Genomic DNA, 14,297 nt, shown 5'->3' on the forward strand with positions numbered 1-14,297 from the left:
TCAATATTTGAATCTGTATCTTTTTTGCCGTCAGGTCACAATCACCTCACCTATCTGGAGGTGTGTATGTCGAATCGGGACTTATTGATTGTTGTGGCGTTAATGGCGCTGTGGGGGCTTAACTTTTCTGCCATCCAATTGGGGGTGGACCAGATTAATCCGTTGCTGCTGACGGCGGCGCGGTTTTTCTGTGCCGTTATTCCCGCCATTCTGTTTGTGCCGCGCCCCGCGGTGGCCTGGCGTTATCTGGTGGCCTATGGCCTGAGTTTCGGTGTGGGCATCTGGGGCATGATGACGCTGGCGATGGATATGGGATTATCCCCGGGCATGGCAGGCCTGCTATTGCAGCTCAATATTGTTTCGGGTCTGGCGCTGGGATGGTGGCTGTTCGGAGAGGTGATAACAGCGCAAAAAATCGCCGGTGCCGGGCTGGCGCTGGCCGGTTTGCTGCTGACGCTGTTGCTGACCGACGGCTCCGTCAGTTGGGCAGGCCTGGGGCTCGCCATGATTGCCGCCCAGTGTTGGAGCCTGATGGGGGTAACGGTTAAAAAGGCCAATACCGACAAGGTATTTGCGTTTGGCGTCTGGGGCATGGCATTCGCGCCTTTGCCGCTGGTGCTGCTGGCCTGGGGCTGGTTTGGCGCCGAGGTGTTTTATCAATTGCCAGACAGGTTTAACGGGCGCGCGCTGTTTTCCATTTTGTTTCAGGCCTGGCCCACCACCTTATTGGGATATTGGCTGTGGAACAGACTCAACCGTCGTTACCCCATGTCGCTGGTGGCGCCGTTTACCTTGCTGGTGCCACTGTTTGGCTTTCTGGGCAGCGTGGTGTTTTACGGTGAGCAACTGGGCCCGGTAAAAATTGCGGCCTGCGTGTTGATTCTTACCGGCCTGGCCATCGGGCAGGGTTGGGTGAAGCTGCCGGTCGGGCGCCGGCAGCCCGTGTAAAACCCATCAGTGGTGTGGTGCGGCGCGACGGATAATCGCACCACAATCCACGCTGGCGGGCAGGGAACCATACAGGCCGAGTTCGGGTGCGACCAAACGGCTTTGAATAAACGCATCGGCTAACGGCGATTGCATGTGCATGAGTGCGGCGGCGCTGCTGCCCAATGCAAGCTTCTGCATCAAAAGCCGGCCGTGTGTCAGTAGTTCCCGTTCACTGCTCTGGAATTGTTTGTGCAGCTGGTTTTGCAGCGCGGTGAGTGCCGGAAAACGGGACCAATCGGCCCAGAGTGCCTCCAGGCAGTCCGGGTGTTTTTTCAGAATGCGCATCAGGTCCAGGCATTGCACATTGCCGGAGCCTTCCCAGATGGCATTGATGGGTGCTTCGCGATAAAGCCTGGCCATGGGGCCGTCTTCCATCACGCCCATGCCGCCAATGCATTCCATGGCTTCGTAAGCGTGGCCCGGTGTGCGTTTGCAAATCCAGTATTTACCCACTGCTGTGCCCACGCGCAGCAGTGCCTGATTAACCGGCGTGGGATTGTCCAGGCACTGGGCCATACGCACCGCAAGCGCGAGCGAGGCTTCGCTTTCCAGCGCCAGATCGGCCAGCACCTTTTGCATCAGCGGTTGATCGATCAGTTTCGCGCCAAAGGCGGCGCGGCGACTGCAGTGATGAATGGCTTGCGCCGTGGCCGCCCGTTGGCCGGCCGCCGAACCGATCATGCAATCGAAGCGGGTGAGCGCGACCATTTCCAGAATGTTGGCCACACCCCGGCCTTCATCGCCAATCAGCCAACCGAGTGCGCCGCGCAATTCGGCTTCCGAGCTGGCGTTGGATACATTGCCCATTTTGTTTTTCAGTTGCTGGATTTGCAGCGGATTTTTGCTGCCGTCAGGGCGCCAGCGCGGCACCAGAAAGCACGAAAGCCGATCTTCCACATAGGCTAACACCAAAAAACCGTCGCTCATGGGCGCGGAAACAAAATACTTGTGGCCCACCAATTCATACATTTCGCCACTGCCCGGTTGGCCAACGGGATAGGCCCGGGTGGTGTTGGCGCGCACATCGGAGCCCCCTTGTTTTTCGGTCATGGCCATGCCGAGCGTGAGACCGGTTTTCTGGTACCAGGGGCGGTTGCTTGCATCGTACTGGGTTGATGAGGTGCCCTTGATCCAGTCGGCCGTGATGTTGGGTTGTTTGAGCAGCGTGGGTCGGGCAGCAAAGGTCATGGTGATCGGGCAGCCGTGACCGGCTTCCACCTGCGTCTGTTGGTAGTACATGGCCGCCCGGTGTTGATGGGCGTTGGTGTCTGTTGCCTGCCAGGGGCTGCAATGCAATTGGTGCTGCATGGCCGACTGCATGAGCTGGTGATAGGCCGGATGAAAACTGACTTCATCCACGCGCTCGCCAAAACGGTTGTGGGTTTTGAATTGGGGTTTGTGGGCGTTGGCGTCAAAACCCAATTGCAGGTAGCGCGCGGACCCCGCCAGCTCACCAAACGCCGTGAGCCCGGTTTTTTGTGGCGTCGATAAATGTTGCGTGAACTGTAATAACGCCTTGTCAGATTCCAGCAGCGAGATATTTTCCAGCGCACCGGATTGGTTCTCTACCGCGTGTGTATCGGCCAAATAATTCATTGCGGATCTCCCGTGAGTAAGGCGCGCAGGCAAAAATTAACCAGGTGCTCGATGTGTTGCTCGGTCAGCCGGGCGTAAGGGTCTGGCAGAATCAGGCTGTCGGCCATCACCGCAACAATGGCGACCGCGGCCACCTGCACGGGTTGCTCGACAAACACCTGCTGCTGAATACCTTGCTGAATGACCTGCTGAAACTTTCCGGCCCAGGTGGCTTTGTAGGTTTGGCGCGCTGCTTCAAGCTCCGGTGTAACCGGCTCGGCCAGCAGGGCGTAGGACAAGACCGGATTGGCATTGGCGCGTTGGGCAAACGCGGTGAGCAGCGTGCGCAACTGGATCTCGGCCGGCGCGAGCGCATTGACCGAATCAAACACAGCCTCGATTTCATATTGTGTGGCGCGTTCAAACAGCGCCACCACCAGAGCGGACTTGTTCTTGAAGTAGCGGTAAACATTGCCCGTGGCCATGCCGGCCTGCTGCGCAACCCCGGCGATGGAAATGGCGCTGAAGCCCTTTTTCGCCAGCAGTTTATGCCCGGCCCTGAGCAGGGCATTGCGGGTGTCGGCTTTGTTCTGGCGGGTGTAGTCGGTTTCCTGATAAGCCATGCACAGTTAAATAAAGTGAATTAGAATTCACATTATCAGATTTGCGGGGCGCACACCAGCAATTGGCGTGATCGGGGTCAGACTCCCCCATACCCAGGTATGGGGGAGTCTGACCCCGATAAACCCGATAAACAAAAAAGGCGGCCGGAGCCGCCATAAGATGCTGCAGTAGAACGCTTGCAGAATTATTCGCCGGCGGGGTTGTAGACCCAGATCATGTTGTTTTCATGGTTGCTGGTATCTTCCCCGATCAGTACCCGGCCATCGTCCAGTACCAGCAGGTTGTCCGGGTTGCTGATACCGTCGGTTGAACAGCGATTGGTTGCCGCCGTGCTGTCGTAGGGACCACCTACCACCACGGGTTCCATGCGCGTGGTGTTGTAGTTGGCATCCAGGCCCATGCGGTACACCACGCCACAGCGATTTTCAGTCAGTTGAATGTCGCCTTCGTTATCGGTCATACCGCTTCTGACTTCAGACATGGCCACATACATCACCGGCAAGGTGCCACTGGCCGCGCCGTGGTAGTTAATGTTAATGCCTTCCATTTTGCGGAATTCCACCGTTGCTCCCTTGGCTTCAGCGGCGCGCAGGGTTTCCAGGAACGCATAGCGGTCATCACCGGTGCCATTGGCCGCCCAGTCATCGATTTCTGCCTGGGTAATGTAGCTGGTGGCGCCATCCACATAGTCGGTTTCATCAATGTTGTCGTAACTGGCGATCCAGGTTTCCAGCTGGGCATTGGTGGCGGTACCAAGCTCAATCCAGCTCAGGTTCATGCCGGCGCGGGCGGTATCTGAAGTTGCATCCTGTGTCACTTTGGCGGCATACAGGGTGCCACTGCTCAGATCGCCGGGGTTGGTGGCAACGAACTTGTAGAAGCCTTTGTCAGTGCCATCGTCGGTCAGGTAAACAGTTTTCTGATCGGGCATAACCACGGCATTTTCATGTGCCATACGACCCAATGTGAAATGCTTAACCGGTACCGGTGCGGCCGCTGTCGGCTGGGTTATTTCTACGATATAGCCGTAGCGGTAGGGGTTGGGAAAGGTACCGCCCAGATAGTCTTGCAACAGCTGCACGTCGGTGTAGCTGGGGTAGCCCGAGGTGTAGGCCGGGTTGTTCCAGTTCTCCGCGTTTTCGGCTTCGTAGTTCTCTTCTGCCACCAGCGGGGTATTCCATGGTGACAGGGTACCGAAGCAGTTGATCAGCGTGCCCATTACGGCAGAAAAGTCCACGTTCATCACGTCACTTACGCTCCACTCACCTTCGCTATCGCGGCTCACGTGCATGCGGCTGACCGCGCCCGGGCGGTCTTCCCAGCTGGTGAACAGGTAACCTTCAGACCCGTCGGCGTTAGCGGCGACAAAGGCGTTAAAATCCGGGTCCTGTGATTGTTTCAGTGCTTGGGTGTTGGCACCGTTTACGATGCTGCCCAGACCAAACGGCAACGCGCCCTGATAGGTGTCTCCGGCGCGGCCAAGGACTTTGTAGCTGCCAATGGCGAGCTGGGTGGTGTTGGCTTCGGCACTGCCATCCGCCGGTACAGCCACATCTGCCAGTCGCTTGTCGAGGCGATCCAGATCCATGCCCTCAACCACGCCGACCGCAGCCAGGTTTTCCGGTGCTGCCAGCGTATCGGAAGGGTGTTGTACGTTGAAGAAAAGCTCGCCGTTATCGGTTTTGTACAGGCCGGTGACCTCCGAGCCAATGGGCAGGGTTGCCAGTCGGATCAGGCTGGGTGCCGCCACCAGGTCCTGACCGTCGGCGCCATCAGCACCATTGGCTCCGTTGGTGCCATTGATCCCATTGCTGCCGTCGTCGCCACCGCATGCGGTGAGGGCAGTGGCAATTGCCAGTGCCAATAGGTTGCGTTGAATCCCAAACATACTTGCGTCTCCCTTAGGGTTATTCCGCAGCCACTTGTGCTGCATTTGATGATGATTGCCAATCGAGGCGCAGGTCCCAACCCAATGCCTGGTGCTTCGGGTCGAGTGGTCGAGTGCCTTCATCGATGGCCTGATGAATGTTCTTTGCAGGTACCCAAGTGGCATCCCGACCCAAGCGATAGCTCTGGGTGCGCACAATATGGGTGTAGGCTTTGTTGAGCTGGCGGGCGCGTTCGGCCGAGGGGGTAATCAGCTGATATACATCTGCGGCGAGAACGGCCCCGGTTTTTACCTGGCCTTTGTCATCAAACCAGCGCGCCAGCATTTCCGTGTTCTGACGGAATTCATCGCCACCGCCGACACGTTTGAAATAGGCCAGAATTTCCGGTTCGGCATGACTTACCGTGGGCGCGTCCGGCATGCCCTGTAAATTGATATAACCCCAACCTTCGGGGCCCGTGACCTTGCGCCCAATGGAGAAGGTCTGATCGATGGTGCTGCCAATGGCACTGTGGCAGCCCATGCATGCCATGTTTTCTTCATGCGTCTGCGGCCGGAGTTCACCGCTGGCGTCTTCGACGAATGCACTGATCATCCAGCCCATGCCATTTTCCATACCGGCATCACCATGGTGGATAAAGTAGGGCAGGTCTTCGTCGACTTTTTCTTTGCGTTCTCGCCGATACCGGTTGTCCAGTTCGGCATCGGACAAGGTTTTTATTTTGCGCATGTGGCGCAATTCTTTCATCCGTGGCGGCGCGACTATCTGATCGTCCTGATCAATACCAAGATAGCGCACGCTGTGTAAAAATTCGGTGCCGGTAGGGTATTGTTGTGGCGTGACGACCACCTGGCTGGCATCACCGAAATAGTGTTCTTGTGCGCGCAAGCGGGTTTCTGCTGCATTGAATCTTCCGTCGCCGTTGATATCAATCTGGTAGCGGGACTCATCAAACGGAAGCACAGAAATGGATGGCAGATCTTTGATGGTTATTTCCACTAGGGCGAGATTCAACCTGTAAATATCGATATTGTATTGGCCCTGACGCTCACGGAAGGGAGTGTCAAGGCGTATAGCCACATCGCCAAATGAGCCGTTGGTGGGCCAGAAAGTCGACGGGAAGGGCTTGTAATTGAATGCAACCCAATGGCTGTTGTCGAGTGCTATGCCGTCCTGGTCAAATGCGCCGTCTGCCAAATGAAAGTTCTGCAAATCGGGTGTATAACCCTGCCAGTTGTTTGCTTTTAGTCGAGGTGCCAGGGCCGTATAGTTGTCTTCATTGACGTAGCGATCAATGGTTTGATCGCTGATGGCTGCCACATAATCACGTCGGTCGACAAACAAATTCTGCCAGTGATTGTTGACGCCCACATCCGAAAACAGGTAGTTGCCCTGCAGGGCACCGTCGTCTAGTTTGTTCATACGGTAATCGGCCGATTTACCCCGCGGGTAAACCTGGTGGCAAACAAAGCAGGGATTGTGTGATGCTTCGGTGCGGGTGTAACACTGGGGTGGAATCGGCGCCTCCTGGTTGTACAGGCGATCATTTTCCACCGGCAGTATCTGGTGCGGCTCGATACTCGGAAATCCGGTATACACAGGTTGATTGGCTGCCAGATCAGAGGGTGTCATATCGCTGCAGGCGGAAATAAGCAGGGCTGGAAGCCACAAGAAACGGATCGTGTGTTGCATATTCTTATAAGCTGCTGGTCTTGAATCAGCGCCCACAATAGCCAGCAATTGTGACAAGCTTGTGCCAGGCACATGACACACGGGTTGCAGTTGTGTGAAGCCGTGTGCCAGAGGAATAAACTAAGCGGAAAGTGGCAGGATAGGTTGGTTAAATTCTCTGCACTTTGACAGAGTTAAAACAACAGACGGGAGTCAGCGCAATTGAAATGGACAATGTGGGGCGTGTGTTTAGGATTTGTTGTTTTTCTTTCGGGGCCAGTGAGCGGTCAGAGTTTTCGCCCGATTGAACAGGCCAACTTGTGGTATCTCTATCTCGATACCGGCATGGTTGTTATCGAACTGAATGACCGTTATGCGCCGAAAACCAGCGCGCGTATCCGCGAATTGTCGGGTGCGGGGTTTTATAACGGAAAAAGTTTTTACCGCGTCATCGAGGGCTTTGTGGCACAGGCCGGGGCGAATGGAAATAGTCCGGGTATGCTGCCCTTGCGGCTGGAGGCAAATGTGAAATTGACTGCGCGCGATCCGCTTCAGCTGGTGCAGCGACCGGATATGTTTGCACCCATCACCGGCTTCTGGCGGGGGTTTGCCGTGGGTGTGGGACAGGATCAACGCACCAGCTGGTTGTTGCATTGCCCGGGTGCGGTGGGGATGTCGCGCGCCGATGATCCCGATTCCGCCACCACCGATTTCTATATCGTTATCGGTCAGGCGCCGCGCTATCTCGACAATATCATGACCCTGTTCGGGCGCGTGGTATGGGGTATGGACAAGGTGCAGCAAATTCTCCGGGCCAAGCCCGAAAGCGATGGCATGCTGGCTGCCGGTGACCCGCAAACGAAAATCCGTTGGGCGGCGGTGGGTAGCGCACTGCCGGCGGAGCAGCGCATTGCGCTGAGTGTGGAGCAGACCGAGGGCGAGGATTTTGAGCAAAAGCTGGCCGACCGGCGGGCGCGGGCCCATCCGTTCTTTTTTCAGAAGCCGCCCGCGGTATTGGATGCCTGTCAGGTACCTATAGCGGTCAGGCGAGCATAATGCTGGTGAGGCCGGCACTGCTCACCAGCAGTAGCACGGCGCCCAGCCAGCGATAGAACACGCGGGCGTCGGTTTGCGCCAGGTAGTTGTGTAACCGTTGGCCGAGCCAGTGGCCGACGGCGGCGCAGGGCAATAACCACAGGTGCTGGATGAGTTGCAGGTCCACATCGGCCCAGATGAAGGCAGCCATCTTAATGGCCACCAGAATAAACCAGAGGGCAAAGAGCGTGTTGCGTAGCCTGGCCTGGGCCACGTGCGCAGCAAATACCGCCACGATGAGCGGCGCACCAATCAGGGACGTGCCCGACACATAGCCGCCCAGCATCAACAGTGCAGTGTCCATCCAGGGCTGCTTGCTGACGATGGGGCGGTTGGCAATGTAGCTGATGGAGTAGATCACCACGATGGCAAAAATAATGCCGGTCATGATGTGGTTGGGCAGCGCCAGCAGTCCGAATACGCCAATCAGTTTCGGTACCAGCATGATGCCCAGAGCGCGTTTGAGATAGCCCCAGTCAACCCGGGTATCCACCCCGGAATCTTTGTGTTTACGGCGATCACCCCAAATACTGAGACTCGAAAACACCAACAGATGCACAGCGATGATCGGCAGATACACCAAGGGACGGTCGTCGATCAGCAGGATAAAGGGCAGGGACAGGACCGCGCCCCCGAAGCCTAAACCTGAACGGACAAAACCCGACCAGATGAACACCAATGCAATCAGCAGGTGGGCAATAACAGACAGTTCAGGAAAAAACGGTGTCATCAGGTGTGGCGTTTACCGGCTTTTTTGAGCGCTTTTTTCGCTTCTTTTTCGGCGTCACGCTCCGCTTTCAGCGCGCGGGCCTGTTCCACTTCCAATAATTCCTGCGCGATGACCTCCGGGGTTTCCAGTGTGATCCGGCCAAGTCTGGCAGCGCGGAAATCCGACACCAGTATTTCACCGCCTTTGTAATAGTCCACTTCATTGGCTTTCATGCCGCCTCGGCGTTGGCAAACCGCAGAAATCAGGCCCAGGCTGTCTTTGGGCAGGCTTTTAAGGCCATAGCGTTCCTTCAGTCCTTCCGGATAGTTGGGCAGCAGGTAGTCTGCCAGGTAGAGCCCCAGGTCTTCAAAGTCGATCACCGTGTTCTTGATGGCACTGGTGGCCGCCAAGCGGAAACCGGTGTTGTTATGCTCGAGTTTGGGCCACAGCATGCCCGGACTGTCAAACAGGATGACCCCGTCTTCGAGGTTAATTTGTTGCTGGGCTTTGGTCACGGCCGGTTCATTGCCGGTTTTGGCCGCCGGCCGGCCGGCCATGGTATTGATAAAGGTGGATTTGCCTACGTTGGGAATGCCGGCCACCAATACGTTGATGGTTCGGTTCTGTTCGGCCTTGGTTGGCGCCAGCTTGCGCACCAACTCCGGAATCAGGCTCTTCAGTTTACCCGGCATGCGCAGGTCTACCGCCAGGGTGCGGGTATTGTCCTGTTGTTCAAAGTGCGTCTGCCAGGCCTGGGTCATGGCGGGGTCGGCCAGGTCATCTTTGCTCAACAGCTTGATCACCGGCAGATGAGTGCAGGCCTCGGCGATCACCGGGTTCTGGCTGGAGTGGGGCACCCGCGCGTCCAGTATTTCCACCAACACGTCAATGCGCGGTAACAGCTCAAGCATTTGCTTGCGCGCTTTATGCATGTGACCGGGATACCACTGGATGCTCATGCCTGTCTCCTGAAAATGTGCAAGGCGGCAATTTTACCCATTGGCGCGGGCTTTGGCGAACCGGACTATACTAGGTCCTGAATTAAGGAGGGTGAATTGATCAGAATTGCTGTTGCGTCCGTTGGGCTGATGGCCAGTGCCGCGTGGGCCTTGGACCAGAATTTTGGCGTCACCCCGTCAGTATTGGAATGGGTTCAGAGCAAATGGGGCCCCGAGGCCCGGGTTCGCGTGGCCAGTTGGCCAGAGAATATGCAGGCGAGCCTGCAGAATCATTCTACCGATGAGCAAAAACTCACCAATGCCAACGATTTTTTCAATCAGGTGCGTTGGGTTGCGGATTTGGAGCATTGGCAAAAAGAAGACTATTGGGCCACGCCCATTGAAACCCTGGCCACTAATGCGGGCGATTGTGAAGATTTTTCCATCGGCAAGTATTTTACGTTACTGCACACACAGCTGGCGCTCGACAAGTTACGCATCACCTATGTTAAGGCGTTGGAGTACAACCAGGCCCATATGGTGTTGGCTTACTACCCCTCGCCGGATGCAGAACCCCTGATTCTGGACAACATCAATAAAACCATCCTGCCCGCGTCTCAGCGGGAAGACCTGTTGCCGGTGTACAGTTTTAATGGAGATGGTTTGTGGTTGGCCAAAGCGCGTGCAAAAAAACTCACCAGCGACACGCAAAAAAACCTCCCACAGTGGCGGGAGGTGAATGAACGTATGCTGCGTGAAATGAACGAAGCGGGTAAACCTACACCTTGAAGTGCGCCACCAAGGTGGTGAGTTCCTGCGCGGTGTGGTCCAGCTCGTTGGCGATTTCAGTGGAGCGGCGCGCGCTGGAGTGCGCATTCTGGGCCAGTTCGGCCATGCTGCCTACATTGCGGCTGATTTCGTCTGATGCGTAGCTTTGCTCTTCAGCCGCGGTGGCAATCTGGGTATTCATATCCCGGATGCGTGAAACGGCATCGGTAATGGCGCGGATGGAATCGCCTGCGGCACCGGCCAGCTCCACGGTCGCGCTGGTTTTGCCCTGGCCGTCGCGCATGGCTCTGACGGCAGTGGCTGCACCGCTTTGAACGGTTTCAATAATCTGTTGAATTTCCGCTGTGGATTCCTGCGTGCGCTGGGCCAGGCCGCGAACCTCATCCGCTACTACGGCAAAGCCACGGCCTTGTTCGCCGGCGCGCGCCGCTTCAATGGCCGCGTTCAGGGCCAGCAGGTTGGTTTGCTCGGCAATACCTTTGATCACACCCAGCACGGTGCCGACGCTGGACGTATCCTGTTCGAGCTTGTCCATGGCAACGGCAATTTTGTCCACTTCGTTTGACAGGGTGTTGATGGCCGCAATGGTTTGTTGCATGACATCCAGACCGGACTTGGCGTTGTTATCGGCAGCCTGAGCCGCGTCTGCAGCACCGGCGGCATTACCAGCCACTTCTTGCACCGTTGAACTCATCTCGTTAATGGCAGTGGAAACCTGGTCGGTGAAGTGCTCGGTTTTACCCGTGTGTTGGGCAATTTCGGATGCGGTTTCGTTGATGTTGCCGCTGGCTTCATTCAAGGCCGAGGCGGTTTGTTTAACGGCGGCGATAATGTTGACGATTTCTGCACGCATGGACTCCAGGTTGCGGGTCAGGTCACCAATTTCGTCCAGCCGATTACTGGCCAACGCACGGCTGAAATCGCCTCGGCCGAATCGTTGAATGTCTTTCACCATTTGGTGAATCGGCAAAATGATCGAGCCTTTCAATGTCCACCCGAGCAGTGCGAGGATCACGACCGCAGCGACAATCAGGCCCATCGCGGCAGTGGTCGCGAGCGCGTCGGCGGCTTCGTCCACCTTGCGCGAGTCACTTTGTACTGCTTGGGCAAGACTGGCTGCGGTTTCATCGAGTAATTTGGCGGGCTCACGGTCAATGCCGCGCACCGCCTGATCGCCCACTACCGGATTGAACTCGCTGAACACAAAATCTTCAAAGCCCTTGTTGTAGGCGTCGTACATTTTTTTGTGGGCATCGCGGAATTGTTCCACCTGTGCCCTGTAGGGGCTGGCACCCATAGCGGTTTCAAGTGCCCGGGCTTTTTCCTGGATGAGTTGGTGTTTGGTTTTAAACCTGTCCCAGTATTTTTCCCGATCGGCTTCGTCAAATCCTCTGAGCAGGACGTTCTTCCATTCCTGCACCTGAATTTTGAATTCGTAGTTGATTTCAGAGATGTTGCGTTCGTAGGTCAGCTGCTTGCTGAGCAGGTCCCGATATTCCTGTACTGAGCCATTGAGAGCCGATACAGCAAACTCGGCCACCAGAAACATAGCCAGCAGACCCGCGCCCACCAAGGACATCAACCGCGCCTGCATACTTGATCGAAGCCAGTTCATGGCAACCCCTTTAGTAATAAACACACATTTTTTAATAAGTTTTGATGACTAAAAAGTCACCAATACGGTTTAAGTATATGCAAGATATCGGCAGTTGCCGGTAAAACTTAGGGATTAATCGTCCGCCGGTCGTGAAAAATTTTGTGGACCGGCAATGAGCGCTGCGAGCGTGTTTGGCATGCCCGTGCGGCGGGTAAACCCCGGGCGCCCATCCGGGGAAAAAGGCGGTATGCCTGTTGCCTTGAGTGGTTGTTTGCACCGCCAGAACAGGCAGGCGAAAAAAAGGGCCGCAATGGCGGCCCTTTCCTGCAACACTGAAAACTTACCAGCCGGTAACTTCTTTCAGTGCAGCACCGATGTCAGCCAGGCTGCGTACGGTTTTCACGCCGGCATCTTCCAATGCGGCGAATTTCTCGTCGGCGGTACCTTTACCACCGGCGATGATGGCGCCAGCGTGGCCCATGCGCTTGCCAGCGGGTGCGGTCACACCGGCGATGTAGGAAACAACGGGCTTGGTCACGTTGGCCTTGATGAAGGCGGCCGCTTCTTCTTCCGCTGAACCGCCGATTTCACCGATCATCACGATCGCTTCAGTGGCGGGGTCTTCCTGGAACAGCTTGAGGATGTCGATGAAGTTGGAACCGGGGATAGGGTCACCGCCGATGCCCACACAGGTGGACTGGCCGAAACCGTAATCGGTAGTCTGCTTCACGGCTTCGTAGGTCAGGGTGCCGGAGCGCGACACGATGCCCACTTTACCTGGCAGGTGAATGTGACCGGGCATGATGCCGATCTTGCACTCGCCGGGGGTGATCACGCCGGGGCAGTTAGGGCCGATCAGGGTCACGCCCAGCTCGTCTACCTTAACCTTGGCTTCCAGCATATCCAGAGTGGGGATGCCTTCAGTGATACACACGATCAGTTTGATACCGGCGTTGGCCGCTTCCAGGATGGAATCCTTACAGAAGGGCGCAGGTACGTAGATCACAGAGGCGTCGGCGCCAGTGGCTTCAACCGCTTCTTTCACGGTGTTGAATACGGGCAGGCCCAGGTGGGTGGTACCGCCTTTGCCGGGCGTTACACCGCCAACCATCTGGGTGCCATAGGCAATGGCTTGCTCAGAGTGGAAAGTACCCTGGCTACCAGTGAAACCCTGGCAGATAACCTTGGTATTTTTGTTGATTAATACGCTCATTACTTGCCTCCCGCCGCTTTAACAACTTGCTGTGCGGCATCGGTCAGGCTGGTGGCAGCGATGATGTTCAGGCCGCTGTCGCTCAGTACCTTGGCACCCAAGTCTGCGTTGTTACCTTCCAGGCGTACAACCACAGGTACTTTTACGCCCACTTCTTTCACTGCACCAATCACGCCTTCGGCGATCATGTCACAACGCACGATACCACCGAAAATGTTGATCAGAACTGCTTCGACGTTTTCGTCGGACAGGATGATCTTGAACGCTTCAACCACGCGCTCTTTGGTAGCGCCACCGCCCACGTCCAGGAAGTTGGCAGGCTGGCCGCCGTGCAGCTTCACGATGTCCATGGTACCCATGGCCAGACCGGCACCGTTCACCATGCAACCGATGTTGCCATCGAGGGCCACGTAGTTCAGTTCCCACTTGGCCGCGCGTGCTTCACGGGCGTCGTCCTGGGAAGGGTCGTGCATTTCCTTGATCTTGGGCTGACGGAACAGGGCGTTGCCATCGATGTTGATCTTGCCGTCCAGGCAGTGCAGGTTGCCCTGGTCGGTGATCACCAGCGGGTTGATTTCCAGCAGGGCGAAGTCATAGTCCTGGAACATCTTGGCCAGACCCAGGAAGATCTTGGTGAATTGCTTCACCTGGTCGTTGTTCAGGCCCAGTTTGAACGCCAGCTCGCGCGCCTGGTAGGGCTGTGCGCCTACCAGCGGATCGATGGTGGCCTTCAGAATTTTTTCGGGTGTTTCTTCCGCCACTTTTTCGATTTCAACGCCGCCTTCGGTGGAGGCCATGAAAACGATGCGACGGCTGGCGCGGTCTACTACCGCACCCAGGTAAAGTTCCTGCGCGATGTCGGTACAGGATTCCACCAGAATGCGTGAAACGGGCTGACCCTTTTCGTCTGTCTGATAGGTAACCAGGTTGTTGCCCAGCCACTTCTTGGCGAAATCTTCGATTTCCTGCTTGGAGCTGACGAGCTTAACGCCGCCGGCTTTACCGCGGCCACCCGCGTGAACCTGGGCCTTGACTACCCACTTGTCACCACCGATTTCGGTAGCGGCTGCAACGGCTTCAGCCGGTGTTTCGGCGGCAACGCCTTTGGACACCGGGAGACCGTATTCGGCAAACAACTGCTTTGCCTGATACTCATGCAAATTCATGATGTCGTTCCACTTTTATGCGATATGCGTTTGTTGGTGCG

General features: G+C 56.4%; 12 protein-coding genes. 3 read left to right on the forward strand and 9 right to left on the reverse strand.

Going from position 1 to position 14,297, the window contains the following annotated elements; genetic code table 11:
• Nucleotides 1-66 precede the first annotated feature (66 nt).
• A complete protein-coding gene (locus M5M_RS00110) occupies nt 67-948 on the forward strand; it encodes an EamA family transporter (protein WP_015045435.1) in 882 nt (293 codons plus the stop codon).
• A 6-nt stretch (nt 949-954) separates the two neighbouring features.
• Here M5M_RS00110 and M5M_RS00115 read toward each other — a convergent pair whose 3' ends face one another.
• From M5M_RS00115 to M5M_RS00130, 4 genes are all read right to left on the reverse strand, one after another.
• A complete protein-coding gene (locus M5M_RS00115; protein WP_015045436.1) occupies nt 955-2,586 on the reverse strand; it encodes an acyl-CoA dehydrogenase family protein in 1,632 nt (543 codons plus the stop codon).
• Complete coding sequence (locus M5M_RS00120; protein ID WP_015045437.1) at nt 2,583-3,188, reverse strand: TetR/AcrR family transcriptional regulator; 606 nt, start codon at nt 3,186-3,188, stop codon at nt 2,583-2,585. The genes M5M_RS00115 and M5M_RS00120 overlap by 4 nt, the downstream gene beginning before the upstream one ends.
• A gap of 185 nt (nt 3,189-3,373) precedes the next feature.
• Nucleotides 3,374-5,077 carry a PhoX family protein gene (locus M5M_RS00125; protein WP_015045438.1) on the reverse strand — a complete coding sequence of 568 codons (1,704 nt, stop codon included), beginning with the start codon at nt 5,075-5,077 and terminating at the stop codon, nt 3,374-3,376.
• A 19-nt stretch (nt 5,078-5,096) separates the two neighbouring features.
• Entirely contained in the window at nt 5,097-6,710 is a 1,614-nt protein-coding gene (locus M5M_RS00130) for a hypothetical protein (RefSeq protein WP_211216996.1), read from the reverse strand.
• Between the two features lie 261 nt (nt 6,711-6,971).
• Here M5M_RS00130 and M5M_RS00135 point away from each other — a divergent pair, with 261 nt between their 5' ends.
• Nucleotides 6,972-7,805 (forward strand): peptidylprolyl isomerase, encoded by an 834-nt coding sequence (locus M5M_RS00135; RefSeq protein ID WP_144062356.1) that lies wholly within the window; start codon nt 6,972-6,974, stop codon nt 7,803-7,805.
• Here the strand turns inward: M5M_RS00135 and M5M_RS00140 are convergent.
• Together M5M_RS00140 and ylqF are read right to left on the reverse strand one after the other, a co-directional pair.
• Complete coding sequence (locus tag M5M_RS00140) at nt 7,792-8,574, reverse strand: sulfite exporter TauE/SafE family protein (protein ID WP_015045440.1); 783 nt, start codon at nt 8,572-8,574, stop codon at nt 7,792-7,794. The two genes, M5M_RS00135 and M5M_RS00140, sit on opposite strands and share 14 nt — an antisense overlap.
• A complete protein-coding gene (gene ylqF, locus M5M_RS00145; protein WP_015045441.1) occupies nt 8,574-9,512 on the reverse strand; it encodes a ribosome biogenesis GTPase YlqF in 939 nt (312 codons plus the stop codon). Before ylqF ends, M5M_RS00140 begins: the two co-directional genes overlap by 1 nt.
• Nucleotides 9,513-9,608: 96 nt before the next feature.
• On the opposite strand from ylqF, the gene M5M_RS00150 reads away from it, so the two are divergent.
• A complete protein-coding gene (locus M5M_RS00150; protein WP_015045442.1) occupies nt 9,609-10,280 on the forward strand; it encodes a transglutaminase-like cysteine peptidase in 672 nt (223 codons plus the stop codon).
• On the opposite strand, the gene M5M_RS20285 is transcribed toward M5M_RS00150, so the two are convergent.
• From M5M_RS20285 to sucC, 3 genes are all read right to left on the reverse strand, one after another.
• Entirely contained in the window at nt 10,270-11,895 is a 1,626-nt protein-coding gene (locus M5M_RS20285; RefSeq protein ID WP_016389123.1) for a methyl-accepting chemotaxis protein, read from the reverse strand. The genes M5M_RS00150 and M5M_RS20285 overlap by 11 nt on opposite strands.
• Before the next feature lie 322 nt (nt 11,896-12,217).
• The gene (gene sucD, locus M5M_RS00160) at nt 12,218-13,090 is read right to left on the reverse strand and encodes a succinate--CoA ligase subunit alpha (protein ID WP_015045444.1); all 873 of its coding nucleotides are present in this window, start codon (nt 13,088-13,090) and stop codon (nt 12,218-12,220) included.
• Complete coding sequence (sucC, locus tag M5M_RS00165) at nt 13,090-14,256, reverse strand: ADP-forming succinate--CoA ligase subunit beta (protein ID WP_015045445.1); 1,167 nt, start codon at nt 14,254-14,256, stop codon at nt 13,090-13,092. Before sucC ends, sucD begins: the two co-directional genes overlap by 1 nt.
• Between the last annotated feature and the right edge of the window lie 41 nt (nt 14,257-14,297).

Origin of the sequence: Simiduia agarivorans SA1 = DSM 21679, assembly GCF_000305785.2 — a bacterium.
GTDB classification, from domain to species: Bacteria; Pseudomonadota; Gammaproteobacteria; order Pseudomonadales; family Cellvibrionaceae; genus Simiduia; species Simiduia agarivorans.

Coding starts and splice junctions, on each gene's coding strand:
- M5M_RS00110 (WP_015045435.1), top strand. CDS start 67: ATGTCGAATCGGGACTTATTGATTGTTGTGGCGTTAATGGCGCTGTGG.
- M5M_RS00115 (WP_015045436.1), bottom strand. CDS start 2,586: ATGAATTATTTGGCCGATACACACGCGGTAGAGAACCAATCCGGTGCG.
- M5M_RS00120 (WP_015045437.1), bottom strand. CDS start 3,188: ATGGCTTATCAGGAAACCGACTACACCCGCCAGAACAAAGCCGACACC.
- M5M_RS00125 (WP_015045438.1), bottom strand. CDS start 5,077: ATGTTTGGGATTCAACGCAACCTATTGGCACTGGCAATTGCCACTGCC.
- M5M_RS00130 (WP_211216996.1), bottom strand. CDS start 6,710: ATGACACCCTCTGATCTGGCAGCCAATCAACCTGTGTATACCGGATTT.
- M5M_RS00140 (WP_015045440.1), bottom strand. CDS start 8,574: ATGACACCGTTTTTTCCTGAACTGTCTGTTATTGCCCACCTGCTGATT.
- ylqF (WP_015045441.1), bottom strand. CDS start 9,512: ATGAGCATCCAGTGGTATCCCGGTCACATGCATAAAGCGCGCAAGCAA.
- M5M_RS20285 (WP_016389123.1), bottom strand. CDS start 11,895: ATGAACTGGCTTCGATCAAGTATGCAGGCGCGGTTGATGTCCTTGGTG.
- sucD (WP_015045444.1), bottom strand. CDS start 13,090: ATGAGCGTATTAATCAACAAAAATACCAAGGTTATCTGCCAGGGTTTC.
- sucC (WP_015045445.1), bottom strand. CDS start 14,256: ATGAATTTGCATGAGTATCAGGCAAAGCAGTTGTTTGCCGAATACGGT.